Genomic DNA, 22,678 nt, shown 5'->3' on the forward strand with positions numbered 1-22,678 from the left:
AATGATAATTACTTTTCTTTTTTTCTTTAGTGTATCCAATTTATATTCATTTTTAGAATTTGGCAAGGATGAAAAATTTGATTTGATTGATGATTTTGGAGAGATTAAAAATGATACTTTAAATATTGGCATAAAATTGAGAGCTTTGGATACTCATTTTTCTATTTTTTCAAATAATTATAAAGTCTTATATTCTAAGAATAAGATCAATGAATATGATAAGAGTGTTTTAATTATTTTTGACAAAGACTTAAATTTTAATTTGGAGTTTTTTGGTGATTTTGTTTATAAGGATAATAAAGTTTTTTTAATGGATAATAAAAATTTTGATATCGTAGTGATTGATCAGTATAATAGACAGATAATTAATCCTTTATTTGTTATAAAAAGTAACAATAATTTAAATATTATTTCTTCTTTTTTTGTGTCTGAACTTTTTTTAAAAAGTAAAGATGATATTGTATTTTCATTAAAAGAGAATGTAGATCTAGATTTAGAGTTAGGTAATTATACTCTTGTTTTGAATTTTTTAAAAAGAGATGTTGCTAAGGAATCAAAAATTCTTAGTGGCATTTATTATTTTGAAGTATTTTTAAATAATAACAGTGTTTTTCGCATTGATTTTCAAAGTATATATTTGAATGGTAATTCATACGTTGTTTCTGGAGATAAAAATTATAATTTGAATGTTTTTGATTTAAAGAAAAATAATGGAAGTATTAAGATAAATAATCTTGAATTTATTAATGGTAATAATGAAATTAAAATCAAATATGGGGATGTCTATAATGTCGAAAATAGTTTAACTTACAGGTTTACACTTAATGGGTGATATTTTTCATATTCCTGTACTTCTTGAGGATATTATTAATCTTGTAGAAACTATATATTTAGATGATGGGTTTGTTTTTGTTGATTGTACTCTTGGAGAAGGTGGCCATTCAAAAGCTGTACTTAGTAAATATCAAAATATTAATGTGGTTGGAATTGAAAGAGATGATGTTGTTTTAAATAGAGCAAAAGAATTTCTTGTAGAATTTAATGAAAGAATTTCCTATTTTAATACTTGGTTTGATGATTTTTTTTGTGAACATTCTTTACATTGTCGATTTAATTTTATTTTAGCTGATCTTGGTATTTCTATGTTTCATTACAGGGTTGGTGGTAGAGGATTTTCTTTTTTTGAAGATGAAAAATTAGATATGAGGCTTTTTCCTGCTGATGGAGGTATTAGTGCTTATGATATTGTTAATACTTTTGATAAAGAAAAACTTGAAAACTTGATTTATGAATTGGGTGGTGAATATTATTCTAGGAGAATTGTTAAGGCTATCTTAGAATATAGAAAAATTAATAAGATTCAAACTTCAAGAGAACTCCAGAGAATAATTTGTAAAGCGTATCCTAATGTAAAATTTAAAATAAATCCAGCAACAAAAACTTTTCAAGCATTAAGAATTTATGTTAATGATGAGTTGGCTCGTTTAAAGAGAAGTTTGCCATTATGGATAGAAAATTTGTCAAAAAATGGAGTTTTGGCCATTATTACATTTCATTCTTTGGAAGATAAAATTGTAAAGGAATTTCTTAAAGGTTTAACTAAAGAGCAGTATTGCATACTTACTAAAAAACCTATAACCGCAGGTTTTAAAGAAAAACAGTACAATAATGCATCAAGAAGTGCTAAGCTGAGAGCTGTAAAAAAATTGTATGAGTAAGATTAAAAGATTTGAAATTGGTTTTTATTGTTTATTAATTTTGTTATTAACAATTATAGTATGTTTAAATATTTATTTTAATTTTAGATATGTTGTAAAGCTACGTGAGTTTGATGAGTTAAATAATGAACAAAATGATATTATTGATGAAAATCTTAGATTATTGACCATAATATATGAGCTTCAAAGTATTGATAGAATAGAAGATCTTAGTCAAAATTATTTAGGTTTAGAAAAAAAAGATAATAAGGATATTAGTATTATTAAACGATAATATCTATGAGGATATTTGGTGAATATAAAAATTAAAGATATTTTAGATTCTCTAAAGGATGTTAAATTTATTGGTGATGTTAGTAATATGCAAAAAATTGTATCATTTTATTCGCTCGATAGTCGTGAAATAAATGTAAAGAATAGTGAAATTAGCCTTTATTTTGCTTATAAAGGTGATAGGGTAGATGGATTTTTTTTTGTTAAATATTTAATTGATATTGGTGTTAAGTGTTTTGTATGTTCTAAAGATAGGGAGCTTTTGTGTATTGAATATTTAAATAAAAATAAAGATTTAATTTTTTTGCTAACTACTAATGTTGTATCTTGTCTTCAAAATTTAGCAGCTCACTTTATTAAAAAAACACGTTTTAAAAGAATAGCTATTACAGGTAGTAATGGAAAGACTACAACGAAAGAGATGCTTTACAGTATATTGTCAGAGAGGTATAAAACTTGCAAAACTTGGGGAAATTTAAATTCAGATATTGGATTACCTTTGAGTATTTTAAGAACCAAAGGGGATGAGGAGTATGCTGTTTTTGAAGTGGGAATTAGTTATGTTGGAGAGATGAATATTATTGCTGAGATATTAAATCCTGAAATTGTTATTGTAACAAATATTAGTTATGCTCATATGCAAGCTTTTGAGGATTTAAAAATTGTTGCTTATGAGAAGAGTAAAATTATGACAAAAGATACTAAAATGTTAATTTTAAATGAAAGTTGTCCTCATTATGTATATCTAAAAGAAATAGCCAAATCTGTTAACTCAAATATAAATATCTTGTATTTTGAATTTCATAATCTTCAAATTAGATCGTTTTCATTTGTAAATGATAAATTTTCTTATGATTTTACTTATAAGGGATGTGATTATTCCATTTTATTGCCCGGGAAACATAATATTTGCAATGCAATATCTTGTATTAATTTAGCTTTATTTCTTGGACTTAGTGAAAATGAAATTCGTAATGGTTTGTTGCATGCTGATTTTCAAAAGGGTAGAGCAGAACTTGTAAGAATAAAAGATTATTTAGTTTTAAATGATTCTTATAATGGTAATTTAAGCTCATTTATGGCTTTAAAAGAAATGATTTTAGATCTTGAGATTAAAGATAGAAAAATTATTGTTCTTGGATCTTTTAAAGAACTTGGAAAATTTGCATATGAGGTTCATAAAACAGCTATAGAAGAAGTTATTTTGATGAATTTTGATAAAGTTTTTTTAATTGGTGAAGAATTTCAAGCAGTCAAGAGGGTTGACAATCTACCCTCAAATAGTTGTTTGTTTTATTTTAATAATTTTGAGAGTTTTATTGATTGTTTTGTAAATGCTTTAGAATCAGGGTGTTTTATTGCGATTAAAGGGTCAAGAACAAATAGACTTGAGAGAGTGCTTGACTATCTTTAAATTAATGCTGGAAGAGAGGATTTATGTTTTGTTTTTTAGGACTTAGATTATTGAAATATATTACTTTTAGAACCGCTTATGCTACTGTTTTTGCATTTTTGCTTGCTTTAATTTTTGGTCCATTTATTATCTCAAGGCTTAAAAAATTAAAATTGGATCAAATTTTAAGAAAAGATGGACCAAAACGCCATTTAAGTGAAAAAATGGGAATTCCTACTATGGGCGGTGTTCTTATTTTTTTTTGTGTTTTAGTTTCTTTATTTTTTTGGATTCATTTTTTTAATATTTATTTTTTAATTGTACTTTTTGTTATGATTAGTTTTGCGTGTTTGGGATTTACAGATGATTTGCTTAAAATAAAAAGAAAAAATTCGGATGGACTTAATCCTAGATTTAAAATTTATGGGCAAATATTATTTTCTTTTATTTCAGTTGCTATGCTTTACTATTTTGGTGGAGAACATGTTAGTATAATTTATTTTCCCTTTTTCAAATCTCTCAAATTAGATTTGGGAATTTTATATATTCCATTTGGGATGTTTGTTTTAATATCTGCATCTAATTCTTTTAATTTGACAGATGGGCTTGATGGACTTGCTATTGGACTTAGTATTGTTGTAACAGGTGCTTTAATAATAATTGCATATCTTACAAGTAGAGTTGATTTTGCATTGTATTTAAATATTCCAAATGTTAAAGGTTGTGAAGAACTTGTAATATTTCTTGGGGCTTTGCTTGGTGGTAGTTTTGGATTTTTGTGGTTTAATGCATATCCTGCTAAAATAATGATGGGTGATACTGGTAGTCTTTCAATAGGTGCAGTACTTGGAATGGTAGCTTTAATTTTAAAGAGTGAAATTCTTTTTGCAATCCTTGCAGGAGTTTTTGTTGTAGAAACTTTATCTGTAATTATTCAAGTTGTGGTTTATAAAAAAACCAAAAAAAGGGTATTTAAAATGGCGCCACTTCATCATCATTTTGAAGAGCTTGGGTGGTCTGAAATGCAGGTTGTTATTAGATTTTGGATAATAGGTTTAATATTTGCTATACTTGCTTTAAGTACTATTAAGATTAGATAAGAAATTTAGATTGAGAGTTATGTTTGTAGAGAAAACCTCTCTTAGAAAATGTTATTTTCTTGTTTTATTTTCACTTATTTCTTATGGTCTTATTGTATTTTATACATCTTCATTTTTTTTAAGTTTAGAACTTACAGGGGATCCTAATTTTTTATTTTTAATGCGTCTTAAGTATCTTGTTTTAAGTTTTATTGTGTTTTTTATTTTTGATAAGATTCCTTTAGATTTTTTAAAAAAAACAGTTTTTATTATATTGTTTATAACTTTTGCATTAGTTTTGGCGACTTTTTTTTCTCCTAGTGTTTCTGGAGCACAAAGATGGATATTTTTTAAAGGTATCAGTATTCAGCCATCAGAAATCTTTAAGGTTTCTTTTACAATTTATCTTGCAAATTATTTAAGTAAATTCAAATTAAAATCAAATAATCATATTTCTTATTGGCTTAAACCTATGTTAATTTTTGGTGTTTTTTGGTTGCTTATAATTTTGCAAAATGATTATTCAACAGCTATTTATTTTGCTATTCTTTTTTTTATTGTTTTATTTATTGCTGGAATGCCATTAGGATATATTTTTGCTATTTTGTTTACTTTTATTCCAATTGCTATGCTGTTTTTATTATTTGAGCCTTATAGGGTTGCAAGAATTTTTGCATTTTTAAATCCTTATGATGATCCTTTGGGAAAGGGATATCAAATAATATCATCACTTAATGCATTAAAGAATGGTGGTCTTTTAGGTAAGGGGCTTGGAATGGGTGAAATGAAACTTGGAAGGCTTCCTGAGGCTAATTCTGATTTTATTTTTTCTGTACTTGGAGAAGAATTAGGGTTTTTTGGAATTTTTTTTGCTATTATGTTGTTCTTTTTATTTTTTTATTTTGGATATTTTGTTGCCATTCATGCTAAAACCGAGTTTAAATTTTTTCTTGCGTTTATTTCAAGTCTTTCAATCTTTCTTCAAAGTATCATGAATATTTTAATTGCAATTGGACTTTTGCCCCCTACAGGTATAAATTTGCCATTTTTTTCATCAGGTGGTTCTTCTATTGTTGTTACGATGGCACTCTCTGGACTTATTTCAAATGTCTCAAGAGATATTGAGGGCACATAGTTTGGAGTAAGTGTGTGATTTAGTTTTAAGTTTATGGAGATTTATAGAAAAATTTTAATTATTTATATTTATGTAATAATATCTTTTATATTACTTGAGATTATTTTTATTATTTTTATTTCTCCTTATTTTTTAATTAGATATATTAGTTTCAATGATGACATTCATATTTCTAAGGAAGATATATTAAGGATTTCAGGCATTAAGCCTAATACTTATTATTATAATGCTGATATTAGTATTTATAAGAAAAATATTATGAAGGATTTAAGAGTAAAGAATGTGAAGATCAAACTTAAATTTCCTAATATGATTAGCATTAATATTGAGAGAAGAGTTCCTGTGGCTACTGCTTATGAGAATATTAATGGTAGTTTTGTCTATTATTTTATTGCCTCAGATGGTGTTATTTTAGAGAAATCTAAAGATTTAATTTATGATTTGCCTATAATTAGTGGATTGAATTTAACTGGTAGTGAAGTTGGTGATTTTTTAGAGGATCGGATGTTAACTATTATAAAGAACCTTAACTATGTTAAAATAAATCAAAATACTTTGTATAATTTAATATCAGAAATTAATTTTTTGAAGTTGAATTTCTATGATTACAAGATTATTTTGTATATAAAGAATATATATAATAAGATATTGATAAGAATGGATATGGATTTAATAAGTGTAATGCATAAGGTATTCATGATATCTAATTTACTTAAGGAAGGATTTGATATTGTTGATTTAAGAAGTGGTGATATCATTTTGTTAGGAGAAAATTAGTGTCTAGGGATTTGATAGTAGGATTGGATGTTGGAACTTCAAAAATTTGTACTGTTGTAGCTGAGGTAAATTTGAACAATCAATTGGAAATAATTGGAATAGGCACTAGCATTTCAAGGGGTGTTAGAAAAGGAGTTCTTATAAATATTGAAGCAGCTCTTGATTCGATATCTAATTCTATTGAGGCTGCTGAGCTTATTTCTGGGTGCGATATTGCTACTCTTTCTGTTTCTATGTCAGGTAGTAGCATAGAAGGTACTAATTCTCGTGGAGTTGTGGCAATAAATTCAAAGACCAGGGAAATTGATGAGGAAGATGTTGAACGTGTTATTGAGGCTGCTAAGGCAATTGTAATTCCAATGGATAGAGAAATTTTACATGTAATTCCTCAAGAGTTTATTGTTGATGGAATTCCCCATATAAAAAATCCAATAGATATGATGGGAATTCGTCTTGAAGGTGAAGTACATATTATTACAGGATCTAGTTCTTCAAGTCAGAATTTAGTTAGATGTGTAAATAGAGCAGGATTTTCTGTTGATGAGGTTGTTCTTGGAAGTTTGGCTTCATCTTATGCTACCTTATCTAAAGAAGAGCGTGAAATGGGAGTTTTGTTTATTGATATGGGAAAAGGTACAACCGATATCATTCTTTATGTTGATGGTTCTCCTTATTATACAGGAGTAATTCCTATAGGTGCAAATAGAGTGACTCTTGATATTGCGCAAGTTTGGAAAGTTCCCGAAGATGTTGCTGAGAATATTAAAATAACAGCTGGAGTTGCCCATATTTCTGCTCTTGAGACTCAAATGGAAAGTGTCATTATACCTAATCTTGGAACTAGACCACCCCAAGAAAAGAGTCGAAAAGAGTTGGCTATAATTATTAGTTCGAGATTAAATGAAATCTTTGAGATGATAAAAGCCGAAATAGTTAAGAGGGGACTTTATAATAAGATTAATGGAGGTATTGTTTTGACTGGAGGGGGAGTTTTGTTTCCTGGTATTTCTAATTTGACAGAAGAAATATTTAAGTATCCATCAAGAATAGGATTTCCAATGAATATTAATGGGGTTGGGGAAGAGTATATTGATCCTAAATTTTCTTCAGCTCTTGGTCTTGTTCTATATAAACATGAGCAACAAAAATTTAATAAGTTGAAAAAAGGAAATAATAAATCTAAAAGACAAGGTAAAATATCTTCAAAATTGAAAGGTTGGTTTTTGAAGGAGTGGTTTTGATCGGTCATGGAGGCATTTAAATGAAAGATTATAATATTATTGATAGTCATTCAAAAAGGTTTGATTCTGCTACAAATCCTACGGTTCTTAAGGTAATTGGTGCAGGCGGTGGTGGTAGTAATGCTGTCAATCGTATGATTGAGTATGGAGTAAGAGATGTTGAATTTATTGTAGCAAATACTGATCTTCAGGCTCTTCAAACGTCTATTGCTCCCATTAAGATTGCTCTTGGTGCTAAGGTTACAGCAGGTCTTGGAGCTGGTGGTAGGCCAGAAATTGGACAGGCTGCAGCAGAAGAAGACATTGATGTTATTAAAAATCATTTAGCAGGTGCTGATATGGTATTTATTACTGCTGGCATGGGAGGAGGAACAGGAACAGGTGCTGCTCCTGTTATTGCTCAAGTTGCTAAGGAGCTTGGGATTTTGACAGTTGGAGTTGTTACTAAACCTTTTAAATTTGAAGGCCCTAAAAAGATGCGACTTGCTGAACAAGGAATAAATAATTTAAGAAAATCTGTTGATACTTTGATCATTATTCCAAATCAAAAGCTTTTAACGGTTGTTGATAAACGAACTACAATTAAGGATGCATTTAAGAGAGCTGATGATGTACTTAGAATGGGTGTACAAGGAATTGCAGGTCTTATTATTGAACATGGAGAAGTCAATATTGATTTTGCTGATGTTAAGAGTATTATGCAAGGGCAAGGCGATGCTTTAATGGGTATTGGTTATGGTAAGGGTGAGAATAGAGCAGTTGATGCTGCTACTTCTGCTATTAGTAATCCTTTACTTGAGGAAGTTAGAATAGAAGGGTCTAAGGGGCTTCTTGTGAATATAACTGGGGGTGAAGATTTTTCATTGCTTGAACTTGAAGAGATTATGGGAATTATTACTGCTAGTGTTGATGATGAGGCTACTGTAATATATGGACATGCAATTAATTCAAATCTGGATGATGAGATTTATGTTACAGTTGTTGCTACTGGATTTTCTGCTAAAAAACAGAAAGACCTATCTGGAGTTGTTGAAAATAATACTTTAAGTTCAAAAGAATTTGATAGTTTAATGTCAGGTAGTCAAGATGCTTCTGGGGTGACTTATGGAGCCAATGATAATTTTATAGCAAAATCAAAAAATGTGAATTATTTTGAAGATGATATTGATGTTCCCACATTTCTTAGAAATTTAAATAAGAAAAATGGCGACAATTGAATGAAGAAATGTGTATCGGTATTTTTGTTACTATTGGTTTCTTGTGGTGATGGAGCTAAAGAGAAATCAAATCTTGGACTTAGAATAAGAGAAGTAGAATTATCTGGTGGTGGTTCATTAGAAAAAATAGAAGTTTATAAAGAGTTTATTGATAGAGAAGAAAAAAATGTTTTAAAAATAATAAATTCTATTGATAAGAAGGCCAGATTTTTTATCTTAATTGGTCTTGAGCTTATTAAGCTTGGTCAATATTTGCCTGCTATTGAATATTTTAATAAAAATTTAGAATATGGACCTGATAATCATTTGTCTCATTTTTATATAGGTGTTTCTTCTTATAATTTAGCTAAGGGAATGCAAACTAAAGACAAGATAGAGGAGTATTTTATTCTTGCTGAAAATTCTTTTTTAAAGTCGATATCTCTTAAAGATGATTTTAAGGAAGCAATTTTTGCTCTCTCTACTATGTATGTTTATGATCTTGATAGGCAATTAGAAGCTAAAGGTTATTTAGGTAAACTTGAATTTATGGGAGAAAATTATTTTGAATTTTTGATGTTAAGAGGCGCAAATTATTATTCTCTTGGTGATTTTAATAATGCTTTATTGTTTTATAATAAAGCAAAAAGTAAGGCTTCAACTCAAGAACAAATAGAGGGAGTTAGTAAAATAATAAATGATTTTAAGTAGTTTTATATGTGCAAATTGCTTTATGTTGATAATTTAAAATTTTTAAAGAGTAAAGAAAAGCTTAGAATTTTTAATAACTTTGATTTAAATGAGCTTTGTAAGTTAAGTTTAAGAGATATTTCTAATTATTTATCTAGAGATTTTAAAAAAATTCATAGGCTTCCAGACCTAAAATTAATAGAGTTGCAACAAAAAATTATTAATAGAACGGGTACAAAGGTTGTAGTTCTTGGTTCTAAAGATTATCCTTTAAAATTGAAGAGAATCTATGATCCTCCATTTGTTATTTATTATAAAGGTAATCTTCCAGATTCTAATTCTGTATCTTGGGCTGTTGTTGGGTCAAGGCAGATTAGTACTTTTTTGGCAAATAAAATTAAGGAGTTGTCATCTCATCTTGCTAGGAATAATATCGAGATAATATCTGGATTTGCAGTAGGTGCTGATATTGCGGCTCATATTGGTGCAATTAATGAAAAAAAGAGGACATATGCAGTTATTGCTACAGATATTGATAATATTTACCCAAAGCAAAATAGAAAATATGTTGCTCGTCTTTTAGAAAATGGTGGTGGTATTCTTACTGAGACTTTGCCTTATGAGAAGATACAAAATTATTTTTTTGCAAAAAGAAATAGAATAGTGGCTGGTCTTTCAGATGCTGTTTTTGTTACTTGTGCACCAAAAAAGTCAGGTGCTTTAATTACTGCTGAACTTGGGCTTGATGTCGGTCTTGATGTTTATGTTTATGATGTTGATTATTCTGGTGATGGTTCTAGAGATTTATATGATTCTGGAGCCTTAGAAATAAAATCAGTACCAGATCTTTATAAGGTTTTAAATGTTGAGTATAATAAGCTTGAAATTATTGATGATATGGGTAATTGTTGTATAGGTGGAGATATATCTAGTATGCTTATTAGTGAATTATTGGATGAAATATCTAAATAGGGGGGGACATCATGAATTTTAAAGGAACCACAGTTATTGCAATAAGAAGGGCAGGAAAGACTGTAGTAGCAGCGGATGGGCAGGTGACTTTTGGATATACTGTTTTAAAATCTAATGCTGTAAAAATAAGAAAGTTGGTTAATGGGAAAATTTTGGCAGGATTTGCAGGTTCGACTTCTGATGCTATTACTCTTTTTGAAAAATTTGAAGAAAAGGTTAAGTCTAGAGAAGATGGAATTATTGATATTAAGAGAGCTGCTGTGGATCTTGCAAAAGATTGGAGATCTGATAAAATACTTCATAAACTTGAGGCAATGATGCTTGTTGCTGATTCTGATAATATTTTATTAATTTCAGGTACTGGAGATGTTGTTGAGCCTGAGGAGGATGTAATTTCAATTGGTAGTGGTGGAAATTATGCATACTCAGCAGCTCTTGCTTATATGGAAAATAAAAAATTAAGTGCTGCTGATATTGCTTTTAAATCTTTAAAGATAGCAGCAAGAGTTTGTATATATACAAATTCAAATATTGTACTTGAGGAGATTGGGTGATGAATAAAATTGAGGATCAAAGTATAGTACCTAGAGAAATTGTTGCAGAATTGGATAAGTATATAATAGGACAGTCAGAAGCAAAGAAATTGGTTTCAATTGCTCTTGTTAATAGGTATATAAGGTCTAAACTTCCTAAAGAAATAAGAGATGATGTTATGCCTAAAAATATTATTATGGTTGGGTCAACGGGGGTTGGGAAGACTGAAATTGCAAGAAGACTTTCAAAGTTTATTAAGGCTCCTTTTATTAAAGTTGAGGCTACTAAATATACTGAGGTAGGTTATGTGGGTCGTGATGTTGAATCTATGATTCGTGATCTAATGAGTATTGCAGTTAATATGGTAAGAGAAGAGATGTATGATTCTGTTAAAGAAGAAGCAAGTAAGCGTGCTGAGGATAGAATCATTGATAAACTTTTAAAAAATTCTGAGAATTCTGAGAATGATAATATTAGTGATGAGGAGAAGAGAGTTCGTGATAAATTGAGAGATAAGTTTAGAAAACAGTTAAGAAAAGGTGAGCTTGATGAGAATCTTATAGATGTTTATGTGTCGGGCAAGATGCCTGTTTCTACTATAGAAATATTTTCAGGTGGTAATTTAGAAGAGATTGATATGAGTATTGGGGGTCTTATTAATAATATCTTTGATAGGAAAAAGAGAAGAGAGTTGAAAATAAAAAAGGCTAGGGAGATAATTATATCTGAGGAACTTGAAAAATTAGTTGATTATGAAAATATTGTAGATATTGCCAAGTCACGGGTTGAAAATATGGGCATTGTGTTTATTGATGAGATAGATAAAATAGTTACTAAAAATAGAACTGGAAATGATGTATCTAGAGAAGGTGTGCAGAGGGATATTTTACCAATTGTTGAGGGTTCTAAGGTTAATACTAGATATGGCATAGTTGATACTTCTCATATTTTGTTCATTGCTGCTGGTGCATTTAATTTATCAAAGCCATCTGATTTAATACCAGAGCTTCAAGGTAGATTTCCAATTAAAGTTGAACTTACAAGTTTGAGTATAGATGATTTTAAAAATATTTTAAAGCATACTAAAAATTCTTTGATAAAACAGTACATTGCAATGTTTAAAGTTTATAATTTAACCTTAACATTTACTGAAGAGGCAGTTGATAGGATTGCTGAACTTACATTTAATATGAATTTTGAGGGAGAAAATCTTGGTGCACGAAGATTGCATGGAGTTATGGAAAAAATCCTTGCCGATCTTTTTTTTGAGGCACCTGGTAGTAAGTTGAAAAAAATTGAAATAAATTTGGACTATGTTAATGAAAAAATAAAAATTAACGAACAAAAAGACTTAAATTATTATATAATATAGTAAAAAACAATTTGTAGTATGAGGATATTAGTTTGGATATTTTTCAAAGGTCAGTAGATTTGACACATAGGTATTTAGATGTTCTTGGTTTAAGACAAAGTGTGGTGGCTGATAATATTGCAAATGTGGATACTCCGAATTTTAAGAGAAGTAATATTACTTTTGAGGCTGAGCTTGAGAGAGCAATTTTGCATGAAAAGACAAATAATTTGTCTTTAATTAGAGGTAATGATAAACATTTGGATGGTTTTAAAGAATTAGGATATTTAGATGTTAAACCTCAAAGAATGCTTGATTATCTCTCAACATTCAATAATAATGGCAATAATGTTGATATTGATTCTGAAATGAAAAGCCTTGTTCAGAACCAAATGATGTATGGATTATTTACAAATATTCAAGCTCATCATTTTAAAAGTGTAAATATTGTAATAAAATAAGTTATAACCTCAAGGAATATTTGTATATGGGATTATTTTTAAGTATTAATACTGCTTCGACAGGCTTGACAGCTCAAAGATTAAGACTCGATGTTATTGCAAATAATATTGCAAATGTGGAAACTACCAGAACTGCTGAGGGAGGAGCTTATAGACGAGAGAGAATAATTTTTGCTCCTAGAGTTGTAAGTCCATATTGGAAGGGCCCTTTTGTTCCTGATTATCTTGATAATGGAGTTGGGCAAGGCGTCAGGGTTTCTGGTATTGAGAAAGACAAGTCTCCTTTAAAGCTACAATATGATCCAACTCATCCTGATGCAATAAAATCTGGAGAGTTAAAAGGTTATGTAGAATTTCCTAATGTAAATGTTGTTGAAGAAATGGTGGATATGATTTCTGCTTCTCGTGCTTATGAAGCAAATTCTGCTGTAATTAATAGTAGTAAATCAATGTTTAGGAGTGCATTATCAATACTTCAAAATTAAGGAGGTTTGTAGAAAATGAAAGTAGATTCTTTTTTTACAGATAGTAATGTTTATTTAATTCGTAAAAATCCTTTGCATTTTGATAAAAGTTTTTCTGATTTTAATGTTAAGAGTGAGAGACAGATAGGAACCTTTAGAGAACTTTTTTTTAATTTGATATCTGATGTTAATAATAGTCAGTTGGATGTGCATAAAATATCACAACAAGCTATTTTGCATCCAGATAGTGTTGATATTCATGATGTTGTAATATCAATGGCTAAAGCTAATATGAATTTAAGTATTACAAAAGCTGTTGTTGAGAAAAGCATAAAGGCTTATCAAGATGTAATCAATATTCGTTAAGGAGCTATGCAATTTGAACAATTTTATTACTAAGTTTTTTGCATCAGTAAGTAAAAATTTAAAAAAAGCTACTATGGTTCAGAAAGTGGCTTTTGGAGTTGTTGCTTTATTTATAATTTTATCACTTATTTTTTTGGTGAGTTTTTCTACTAGAAAACAGGGTATTGCTCTTTTTGGTATTGCTATTAAGGATCAGTATTTGTTGGATAAAATAGTGCAGAGATTGGATAGAGAGAATGCAAAGTATACTATTACTGCTGATGGAAGAATTTACTTAAGTGATGAAAATATGTCTAAGAGAATAAGAGCAATTCTTGTAAGAGAAGAGCTTATTCCTATGCATATGGATCCTTGGTCTCTTTTTGATATTGATAGATGGACTATTACTGATTTTGAGAGAAATATTAATCTTAGAAGATCAATTACAAGAGCTGTTGAGCAACATATTGTTGCTCTTGATGATGTTGATGCTGTTAGTATTAATCTTGTTATGCCAGAGAAAGCTCTTTTTAAAGAATCACAAGAATCTGTGAGGGCATCTGTTAGAATTACGCCTAAACCTGGTTCTGATATTGCAACTAATCGCCAAAAAGTAGAAGGTCTTGTTAAGTTAATTCAATATGCTGTTGAAGGTCTTGAAGCAGATAATATTGTTATTGTTGATAATAAAGGAACCATTTTAAATGATTTTTCTAATTTAGATGGTGTTGATAGGATTGATTTAGCTGAGAAGGAAAGAAAGCTTAAATTAAAATATGAATCTATGCTTCGTGATGAAATTGATTTTGCTTTAAGTAAGGTTTTGTCTAGTGATAGATTTATGATTGCAAGGGTTAATGTTACATTAGATACTTCAAAGCAAACTACAGAATCTAAAGAGTATGCTCCTATTGAGCTTGAACCTCAAGATCCAAAAGTTTCTTATAATACAAGAAAAGTGAGTGACTCTACGTTAATTTCTTCTCAAGTACATAAGAGAGAGTATGAAGGACAAGGTTACAGTCCATGGGGTCCTCCTGGACAGGAAGGTAATACTCCTCCTGAATACCGGGATATGAGCGATATTATTGGAAAATCAAATGAATTTAAAGAGATAAAAAATGTTGCCCTTAATGAAAAAAAATCTTTAAGTGAAAAAGAGCCTGCTAGAGTTTCTGGGATTTCGCTTGGAATTTTTATAGATGGTATTTGGGACTTTGTTTATGATGAGTCTGGAAATTTTGTTATGGAAAATGGGATGCGCAAAAGGGAATATAAGCCTATTTCTGATGAGACTTTAAAGAGTATAACTGATGTTTTGCAGAGTTCTTTTGAGTATAAACCAGAAAGAGGTGATTCAATTACTGTTAGAAATATTGTCTTTGATAGAGTAAGTGAATTTAGAAAAATAGATGAAGATTATTTTGCAAGTGAAAAATTTAAATTTCTTGTTTTTGTTGTAAGTATAATAATTGCTTTATTGATATTAATATTTACAGTGTTTTTCATTATCTCTAGAGAACTTGAGAGGAGAAGACGTCTTAGAGAAGAAGAATTTGCAAGACAAGCACATTTAAGACGTCAACAGGCATTAATGGATGGTGATGATATTGGAGTTGATGATGTTGTTGGTGGATTTAGGGAAGAGGATGAACTTCAAAGTAATGCTGAAATTTTAGCTAGAGAGAAGCCCGAAGATGTTGCTAAGCTTATTAGGACATGGATTTTGAAGAATGTGTAAAGGATAATAGTTTATATGGAAGATCAAAAGGAAAAAGAAATATTTGGTGTTTCTACTTTAACAGGAAAACAAAAGGCTGCTATTTTATTAGTTTCAGTAGGTTCTGATATTTCATCAAAAATATTTAAATATCTCTCTCAAGAAGAAATAGAGTCTTTAACCTTTGAAATAGCAAGACTTGATGTTGTGACTTCTGAGCTTAAAGATAGTGTTCTCTTAGAATTTAAAGAATTAATGATGGCTCAAGAATTTATTCAAAAGGGTGGTATAGATTATGCTAGAGAACTTCTTGAGAAAGCACTTGGTACTCAAAAGGCAGTGGATATTATTAATAATTTAGGTTCTGCTTTGCAATCAAGACCTTTTGAATTTGTTAGAAGAGCAGATCCTGCTAATATTTTAAACTTTATTCAACAAGAACATCCACAAACAATTGCTTTGATACTCTCATATCTTGATCCTCAAAAGGCTTCATTTATTCTCTCTAGTCTTCCTACTGAAATTCAAACTAATGTTGCCAGAAGAATAGCATTGATGGATAGAACTTCTCCTGAAGTTGTAAGAGAGGTTGAGAGAGTTCTTGAAAAAAAATTAGCTTCTTTGTCTTCAGAAGATTATACTTCAGCTGGTGGTGTTGATAATGTTGTTGAAATAATTAATATGGCTGATCGTAAAACAGAAAAATTTATTATTGAATCTCTTGAAGAAGAAGATCCTGAGCTTGCGGAAGAAATTAAGAAGAAAATGTTTGTATTTGAAGATATTGTTCTTCTTGATGACAGATCAATACAGCGTATTTTAAGAGAAATCGATGGTCAGGAATTGGCAAAAGCTTTAAAATCAGTTGATATTCCTGTGCAAGAAAAAATTTTCAAAAATATGTCTAAGAGAGCTGCTGGAATGCTTAAAGAAGATATGGAATTTTTGGGTCCTACTAGACGTAAAGATGTTGAGGAAGCTCAACAAAAAATTGTCTCTCTTATTAGAAAATTAGAAGAGCAGGGTGAAATAGTAATTTCTAGAGGTGGTGAGGAAGATGTGCTTATTTAATAAAGGAGTTGTATTTGCCTAAGGTTTTATATAAATCAAAAGAAATTGTAAATGCAGTAAAGTTAGAGTTTGTTGAAATTTCAAATCCTCTCTTTAAATCATTAGAAGTTAAGAGAAAAGAAAATGAAATTTTTGATTTTGAGAGTCGTAATGTTAAACTTCGTAATGAGCTTGAAACTTTAATGAGTCAAAAGGCAAGACTACAAGAAGAACTTGAACATGAACATGAAGTTATTAAGTCAGAAATGGATGCTGAATGTTCTAAAATTCTTGAAAAAGCTAGGGAGCAGGCTCAGGAAATAGTGAATTTGGCTAATGAAAAAGCTGAAAGTTTACAAAAAGAGGCTGAAGATAAAAAAGGAGCAATTGAGAGAGAATCTAATTTGGAAATTCAAAGAATAATTAAAGAACATGAAGCAAAATTAAAGAGAGAACTTGAAATTGAGACTGAAAAAGGGAGAAATGAAGGATATGATGATGGGTTTCAAAAGGGACGTGAAGATTTTGATAAAATACTTGGGAAATTGAATGGTATCATATCTTCTTTGATTGCAAAAAGAAAGGAAATTCTTGAGTCCTCAGGTGAGCACATAATGAATCTTGTAATGCAAATAGCAGTTAAAGTAGTTAAAAAAATTGTAGATTCTCAAAAAGGTGTTGTTATAGAAAATGTAAATGAGGCTTTGAAAAAAATAAAAAGTAAAACTAGTATTGTTATTCGTGTAAATTTCGATGATATAGATGTTGTAAGTCATCAAAAACATGAATTTATTTCTAAATTTGATTTTATAGAAAATCTTGAAATTGTTGAGGACGTTAATATAGGAAAGGGTGGGTGTATTATTGAGACTGATTTTGGTGAGATAGATGCGCGAATTTCATCTCAACTTGATAGGATAGAGGAGAGATTTAAAAATTTTTCTTCTATATTCTAGAGGCTGAGGAATTTTGATGGATAATTTTTTTGAAAGTTATTCAAGTATATTGGATGATATTCATACTATATCTCTTATTGGTAGGGTCAAAAAAATTAAGGGACTTTTGCTGGAAAGTTTGGGCCCAAAATGTGGTATTGGTGATTTATGTTTAATTGAGCAGAGTTGTGGAAAAAAAATATATGCGGAAGTTTTAGGTTTTAATGGGTCTTGTGTTAGCCTTATGGCTTATGAAGGATTTGATGGAGTTGAGGTTGGAGATAAAGTTTATTCCTTAAATAAAAAGCCTCAAATTAATCTTAGTGATGAATTGCTTGGAAGGGTAATTGATTCGTTAGGGAGGCCTATTGACAACAAAGGTCCGTTTTTTGGTAATAATTACAAAGAATTGAGTTTTAGTAGTATTAATCCTTTAGATAGAGGTGTTTTTACTGAGCAAATAGTTACTGGGGTTAGAGTGCTTGATGGATTTTTGCCAGTGGCACGGGGACAACGTGTAGGTATTTTTTCAGGTGCTGGTGTTGGCAAGTCTACTTTGCTTGGTATGATTGCTAAGAATTCAAAAGCAGATGTTAATGTTATTGCATTTATTGGGGAGAGAGGTCGTGAACTTAATGAATTTATTAAATATGAGCTTGGAAATGGATGTTTTAATAGAAGCGTTTTGATTGTGTCAACTTCTGATGAGTCTCCTATTTCAAGATATAAGGGGGCTTATACAGCAACATTAGTAGCTGAATATTTTAGAGATCGTGGAATGGATGTTATGTTATTGTTTGATTCAATTACAAGATTTGCAAATGCTAAAAGGGAAATCAGTCTTTCGATGGGAGAGCCACCTGCTACTAAAGGATATCCTCCGTCTGTTTTTGTGGAAATTCCTATTTTGCTTGAGCGTTCAGGACTTAATGCAAAAGGTAGTATTACAGGATTTTATACTGTACTTGTTGAGGGTGATGATTTGAGTGAACCTATATCTGATAATATGAAGGCTGTTTTGGATGGACACATTATTTTAGATAGAGATTTGTCTGATAGAGGAATTTACCCTTCGGTAAATATTTTAAATTCAACCTCAAGATCTCTTCATAGAATAGTCAATTTTGAGAAACAAAAATTGATATCTAAAATTAGGAATTTGTTATCAATTTATAAAAGCTATGAGGATTTAATTAAAACAGGGATTTATGTAAAGGGTTCTAATAAAGAAGTTGATTTAGCTATTGCAAAATATCCAAAAATTGTTGATTTTTTATCCCAAGGGATGCAAGAAGAATGTGATTTTGAAAATTTGGATAATGAAATGAGAGAAATATTAGCTTGACTGATTTAATTTTAAAGAAAAAAAAGTTTGAAAAAATATTAACCATTAAGACCTATAATAGAAAAGTTAGTGAGAATGATTTGATGAATGTTAATGATAAAATTGTAAAAATAGAAGAATTTTTAGAAAGTATTATTAAAGGACTTGCTAATTTAAGTAGTGCAGACCTTTTTTTGAAAGGAAATTATTTGGATTATATTTCTTTAAAACAAAAAGAGGAGATAAAAAAGCTTGAGGAGCTTAAAAGAGAGTATAATAAATATTATGATGTTTATTTTAAAAAATATGAAGAAGAAAAAAAGGTTGACATATTAATAAAAACTTTAAATAATACTATAATTAAAGATAAAATAAGAAGTGAGATTTTGTCTTTAGACGAATATGTTAATTATAAGATTTGTAAGAAATTAGGAAAGAATAATGAATAATTATTTGTTATTTTTATTTAGATTTTTTTTGTGGTTATTTTTGGTTATTTTTTTCTTAGGACTTTCTTTTTTTTTAACAGATTTATTTGGTATATATCATACTAGAGACTATTTGCCCAAGTATATTAGAACTTTATTTTTTAAAGATGATGAGCAGTTACTTGATTATACACATATTAGTCTTGATGAGATTAGGATGATAAAAGAAAAAGAGGCCATTTATATTAAGAGTCAACAAGTTGAAAAATTGAGAGAGGAATTAAAGAAAAGGGAAGATAATTTAAATAAATTGGAAGCGGAACTTAATCAAAAACAGAAAGATTTGGATTTAAAACAAAAGTTAATTGATGATATTGTTAACAAGTATAGAGATGAGGATGCGAATTTTGCACAGGCTGCTTTGTATTTGGTTAATATGCCACCAGAAGATGCAGTTAAAAGAATTGAAGAACTTAATGATGAGATTGCTATATCTTATATGCGTAAAGTAGAAGATATAGCTAAAAAAGAAGGACGGGTATCTATTGTGCCTTATTGGTTGTCTCTTATGGATTCTAAGAAGGCTGCTGTGTTGATTAGAAAAATGTCTGTTAGTTCATTGGAGTAATGTATGAGTAATTTAAGTAAGATTATTGATGCTAATTTATCAAAATTAAATAAAAGTTTTAATTTTATAAATGGTGGTTTATTAAGTCAAGATAAAAAGGGTGGTTTTGCAAATTTTATTTCCTCAGAAATTCAGAGTATGTTTAACTTGAGAAGTTCATTGTTAGAATTTTTAAAGAGTAACGGTCTTATAAATAAAAACTCTAAAAATCTTTCTTTAAATCATTCTTTTATTTTGGAAAAATTTAAAGATAAAGATTTTATGTCTGACTTAAAATCCTTGCTTAAAAAAACAGGAAGTTTATTTGATTTTGAGAGTTTGAAAAATTTAAGAGAAAATTTATCCTTTGATTCTGAATTTATTGATAGAAAAGAAATATTAAGTAATGTTGAGAAGGTCTTATCTGAGCTTACTATTTTAATTGGCGATTTAAATTTGGTTTTTAATTCTGATTTTTTCAATACTTGTACTGATTTGGAATATGGAGATTTGGGTATTGTAAAAAAGAATAAAGAAAAAGAAAAAAATTTGATTAGCATTGATGTGAAAAATTTTAAGAAGAATAGTGGTGTTAAGGAATTTTTGAATACAAATTCTAGATTTAAATTAGTTGATAATGATAGTTATGTTGGAAAATATGCTATTAAGGAAACATTTGATAGTTCTAGCGAATTTATGGATAATCTGTCTGGTTCTAGTGTAAGAAATATAAAAGAATTTTTTTTAAATCAAATTGATGATAATTTGATGTCAGAATGGAATTTGAAAGTTAATCGTAATATTGTGAATAAGACTAAAATTGTGTTAAAATCGAATGATACAGGAGAGATTAGGTTGATCTTAAAACCTAAAAAACTTGGTAGTATAAGAATTAATTTAAATCTTGATTCTAATAATAATTTATTAGGAAAGATAATAGTTGATAATCATAATGTTAGGACTCTTTTTGAACAAAATATGTATTCACTCAACAAGATGTTAAATGATAATGGTTTTAATACTAGTTTAAATCTTTCTCTTGCAGGTAGTGGTTCTGGATTTTCTTCTGGTAGTAATTTTAAGGATGATGTTGAGGGTCATCGACATCCTTTAAAGGAGAGTCAGGTTTTTAGAATTGAAGATTATGTTGAATTTTCTGGTGATTTAGAGGAAAATGTTAATTTAATTGTTTAAAATGGAGGATAGATGGATACGATTAGTAATATTGACAATTTGGTTAATGTGGGGCAGTCTAGAAAAATGGTTAATGTTGGATTAAAAAGAGATAGAGATATTAAGGGGAGTAATTTGGGCAGGGATGATTTTTTAAAATTACTTCTTACTCAGCTTAAATATCAAGATCCTACAGAGCCAATGAAAGATAAAGAATTTGTTTCTCAAATGGCACAGTTTTCGGCACTTGAACAGATGACAAATATGAATAAATCTTTTGAAAATTTATCATCTATTCTTGGTGTGAATAAAGATTTGAATTTATTAGGGAAAATAGTTGAATTTGAAAATGTTGATGGAAAAATTATTAAAGGTAAAGTTACAAATGTAAAGACAGGAGTAAATCCACAAATTATGGTTGATGGAAAATATTATGTTTATAATAATGTTTTATCAGTAGGATTGGAGGAGTAATTATATGATGAGATCTTTATATTCTGGTGTTTCTGGGTTGCAGAACCATCAAACAAGAATGGATGTTGTTGGTAATAACATTTCAAATGTTAATACCATTGGTTTTAAGAAAGGAAGAGTTAATTTTCAAGACATGATATCTCAAAGTATTTCTGGAGCATCTCGTCCTACTGATGGACGTGGAGGTGTTAATCCAAAGCAGATTGGTCTTGGAATGACTGTTGCTGCTGTTGATACTATTCATACTCAGGGTTCATTTCAAAGTACCCAAAAAGCTTCTGATTTGGGAATTAGTGGTAATGGGTTTTTTATATTAAGGGATGGTAATAATTCTTTTTATACAAGAGCAGGTGCATTTGATGTTGATTCTAATAGACATCTTGTAAATCCAGCAAATGGTATGAGAATTCAAGGTTGGATGGCAGAATCTGTTGGAGGAGAGCAAGTTTTAAACACATCTTCTGATGTTAGGGATTTGATTATTCCTATTGGAGATAAAGAAGGTGCTAAAGCTACTGAATACATTACTTTTGCTTGCAATCTTGATAAGAGATTACCTATAGTTCAAGAAGGTGCAAACGAAGTAGATGTTGCTCGTGGTACTTGGGTTGTCAATAAAACCATTTATGATTCTTTTGGGAATACTAATGTTGTTGAACTTAGAGTTTTAAAGGATGCAGCTACTCCTAATACATGGAATGCTACAGTTTTAGTTAATGGGGAAGAAAATTCTAATTTTACAATGGGATTTAATAATGAGGGAGCATTGCTTTCTTTAAATGGTCAAGCAGGTCAACCAGGAGATTTGCTTGAGTTTCCTATAACTTTTGGTGTTATTGATGCTAATGCTGGAGAAGGTGGCGAGCAGACTGTTAACCTTAGACTTGGAACTGTTGGTAATTATGCTGATTCAATTACTCAATTTGCTGATGCAAGTACTACAAAAGCTATTGTTCAAAATGGGTATGGTATGGGATATATGGAAAATTATGAAATTGATCAAAATGGTGTTATTACAGGAGTTTATTCAAATGGCATTAGACGCACTATTGGAAAGATTGCTCTTGCTTCATTTGTTAATCCTGGGGGTCTTGCAAAAGCAGGTGATACCAATTTTACTGAAACTAGTAATTCAGGCCAAGCTAGAATAGGTGAGACTGGTTTTGCAGGACTCGGTACTATTAGGTCAGGAGTTTTAGAAATGGCAAATGTTGATCTTGCTGAACAGTTTACAGATATGATAGTGACTCAGAGAGGTTTTCAAGCTAATGCTAAGACTATAACTACTTCAGATCAGTTATTGCAAGAGCTTGTAAGGCTTAAGAGTTAATTTTTTTG

Annotated in this window: 25 protein-coding genes; all 25 read left to right on the top strand. The window is 29.6% G+C overall.

Features of this window, described 5'->3' with window-relative positions:
* Window position 1 precedes the first annotated feature (1 nt).
* Genes U880_RS0107890 through flgE form a run of 25 tightly spaced genes read left to right on the top strand, consistent with a single transcriptional unit; the run spans window position 2 to window position 22,670 of the window.
* Window positions 2-832: a hypothetical protein gene (locus U880_RS0107890; protein WP_024655493.1), complete on the top strand. Its 831-nt coding sequence runs from the start codon at window positions 2-4 to the stop codon at window positions 830-832.
* Complete coding sequence (gene rsmH / locus U880_RS0107895) at window positions 825-1,718, top strand: 16S rRNA (cytosine(1402)-N(4))-methyltransferase RsmH (protein WP_024655494.1); 894 nt, start codon at window positions 825-827, stop codon at window positions 1,716-1,718. The genes U880_RS0107890 and rsmH overlap by 8 nt, the downstream gene beginning before the upstream one ends.
* Entirely contained in the window at window positions 1,711-1,992 is a 282-nt protein-coding gene (locus U880_RS0107900) for a hypothetical protein (RefSeq protein WP_024655495.1), read from the top strand. The genes rsmH and U880_RS0107900 overlap by 8 nt, the downstream gene beginning before the upstream one ends.
* Window positions 1,993-2,010: 18 nt before the next feature.
* Window positions 2,011-3,405 carry a UDP-N-acetylmuramoyl-tripeptide--D-alanyl-D-alanine ligase gene (gene murF / locus U880_RS0107905; protein WP_024655496.1) on the top strand — a complete coding sequence of 465 codons (1,395 nt, stop codon included), beginning with the start codon at window positions 2,011-2,013 and terminating at the stop codon, window positions 3,403-3,405.
* A gap of 23 nt (window positions 3,406-3,428) precedes the next feature.
* The gene (gene mraY, locus U880_RS0107910) at window positions 3,429-4,484 is read left to right on the top strand and encodes a phospho-N-acetylmuramoyl-pentapeptide-transferase (protein ID WP_024655497.1); all 1,056 of its coding nucleotides are present in this window, start codon (window positions 3,429-3,431) and stop codon (window positions 4,482-4,484) included.
* Window positions 4,485-4,503: 19 nt separating this feature from the next.
* Complete coding sequence (gene ftsW, locus U880_RS0107915; protein ID WP_024655498.1) at window positions 4,504-5,598, top strand: putative lipid II flippase FtsW; 1,095 nt, start codon at window positions 4,504-4,506, stop codon at window positions 5,596-5,598.
* Between the two features lie 33 nt (window positions 5,599-5,631).
* On the top strand, window positions 5,632-6,375 hold the full coding sequence (locus U880_RS0107920) for a cell division protein FtsQ/DivIB (RefSeq protein WP_024655499.1): 744 nt from the start codon (window positions 5,632-5,634) through the stop codon (window positions 6,373-6,375).
* Complete coding sequence (gene ftsA, locus U880_RS0107925; protein WP_024655500.1) at window positions 6,375-7,616, top strand: cell division protein FtsA; 1,242 nt, start codon at window positions 6,375-6,377, stop codon at window positions 7,614-7,616. Before U880_RS0107920 ends, ftsA begins: the two co-directional genes overlap by 1 nt.
* Before the next feature lie 20 nt (window positions 7,617-7,636).
* Window positions 7,637-8,833, top strand: a complete 1,197-nt coding sequence (gene ftsZ, locus U880_RS0107930; RefSeq protein WP_012538065.1) for a cell division protein FtsZ — start codon at window positions 7,637-7,639, stop codon at window positions 8,831-8,833.
* Window positions 8,834-9,523: a tetratricopeptide repeat protein gene (locus tag U880_RS0107935; RefSeq protein WP_024655501.1), complete on the top strand. Its 690-nt coding sequence runs from the start codon at window positions 8,834-8,836 to the stop codon at window positions 9,521-9,523. It begins immediately after the preceding gene.
* Window positions 9,524-9,529: 6 nt separating this feature from the next.
* A complete protein-coding gene (gene dprA, locus U880_RS0107940) occupies window positions 9,530-10,474 on the top strand; it encodes a DNA-processing protein DprA (RefSeq protein ID WP_024655502.1) in 945 nt (314 codons plus the stop codon).
* Between the two features lie 11 nt (window positions 10,475-10,485).
* Window positions 10,486-11,028, top strand: coding sequence for an ATP-dependent protease subunit HslV (gene hslV / locus U880_RS0107945; protein ID WP_024655503.1), 543 nt, complete (start codon window positions 10,486-10,488; stop codon window positions 11,026-11,028).
* On the top strand, window positions 11,028-12,380 hold the full coding sequence (hslU, locus tag U880_RS0107950; RefSeq protein ID WP_024655504.1) for an HslU--HslV peptidase ATPase subunit: 1,353 nt from the start codon (window positions 11,028-11,030) through the stop codon (window positions 12,378-12,380). The genes hslV and hslU overlap by 1 nt, the downstream gene beginning before the upstream one ends.
* 32 nt (window positions 12,381-12,412) lie before the next feature.
* Window positions 12,413-12,820 carry a flagellar basal body rod protein FlgB gene (gene flgB / locus U880_RS0107955; RefSeq protein WP_024655505.1) on the top strand — a complete coding sequence of 136 codons (408 nt, stop codon included), beginning with the start codon at window positions 12,413-12,415 and terminating at the stop codon, window positions 12,818-12,820.
* A gap of 26 nt (window positions 12,821-12,846) precedes the next feature.
* Entirely contained in the window at window positions 12,847-13,305 is a 459-nt protein-coding gene (flgC, locus tag U880_RS0107960; protein ID WP_024655506.1) for a flagellar basal body rod protein FlgC, read from the top strand.
* Window positions 13,306-13,320: 15 nt separating this feature from the next.
* Complete coding sequence (gene fliE, locus U880_RS0107965) at window positions 13,321-13,650, top strand: flagellar hook-basal body complex protein FliE (RefSeq protein WP_024655507.1); 330 nt, start codon at window positions 13,321-13,323, stop codon at window positions 13,648-13,650.
* A 13-nt stretch (window positions 13,651-13,663) separates the two neighbouring features.
* Complete coding sequence (fliF, locus tag U880_RS0107970; protein WP_024655508.1) at window positions 13,664-15,370, top strand: flagellar basal-body MS-ring/collar protein FliF; 1,707 nt, start codon at window positions 13,664-13,666, stop codon at window positions 15,368-15,370.
* A gap of 15 nt (window positions 15,371-15,385) precedes the next feature.
* On the top strand, window positions 15,386-16,420 hold the full coding sequence (gene fliG / locus U880_RS0107975; RefSeq protein WP_024655509.1) for a flagellar motor switch protein FliG: 1,035 nt from the start codon (window positions 15,386-15,388) through the stop codon (window positions 16,418-16,420).
* A 14-nt stretch (window positions 16,421-16,434) separates the two neighbouring features.
* Window positions 16,435-17,355, top strand: coding sequence for a flagellar assembly protein FliH (gene fliH / locus U880_RS0107980; protein WP_024655510.1), 921 nt, complete (start codon window positions 16,435-16,437; stop codon window positions 17,353-17,355).
* 16 nt (window positions 17,356-17,371) lie between these two features.
* Window positions 17,372-18,679: a FliI/YscN family ATPase gene (locus U880_RS0107985; protein WP_024655511.1), complete on the top strand. Its 1,308-nt coding sequence runs from the start codon at window positions 17,372-17,374 to the stop codon at window positions 18,677-18,679.
* Entirely contained in the window at window positions 18,676-19,107 is a 432-nt protein-coding gene (locus U880_RS0107990) for a hypothetical protein (protein ID WP_024655512.1), read from the top strand. Before U880_RS0107985 ends, U880_RS0107990 begins: the two co-directional genes overlap by 4 nt.
* Window positions 19,100-19,714, top strand: coding sequence for a periplasmic-type flagellar collar protein FlbB (locus U880_RS0107995; RefSeq protein WP_024655513.1), 615 nt, complete (start codon window positions 19,100-19,102; stop codon window positions 19,712-19,714). The genes U880_RS0107990 and U880_RS0107995 overlap by 8 nt, the downstream gene beginning before the upstream one ends.
* A gap of 3 nt (window positions 19,715-19,717) precedes the next feature.
* Window positions 19,718-20,887 (top strand): flagellar hook-length control protein FliK, encoded by a 1,170-nt coding sequence (locus U880_RS0108000; RefSeq protein ID WP_024655514.1) that lies wholly within the window; start codon window positions 19,718-19,720, stop codon window positions 20,885-20,887.
* Between the two features lie 12 nt (window positions 20,888-20,899).
* A complete protein-coding gene (gene flgD, locus U880_RS0108005) occupies window positions 20,900-21,340 on the top strand; it encodes a flagellar hook assembly protein FlgD (protein WP_024655515.1) in 441 nt (146 codons plus the stop codon).
* A gap of 4 nt (window positions 21,341-21,344) precedes the next feature.
* Window positions 21,345-22,670 (top strand): flagellar hook protein FlgE, encoded by a 1,326-nt coding sequence (gene flgE / locus U880_RS0108010; RefSeq protein ID WP_024655516.1) that lies wholly within the window; start codon window positions 21,345-21,347, stop codon window positions 22,668-22,670.
* Window positions 22,671-22,678: the final 8 nt, after the last annotated feature.

The organism is Borrelia hispanica CRI (assembly GCF_000500065.1).
In the GTDB taxonomy this organism is placed as follows: Bacteria; Spirochaetota; Spirochaetia; order Borreliales; family Borreliaceae; genus Borrelia; species Borrelia hispanica.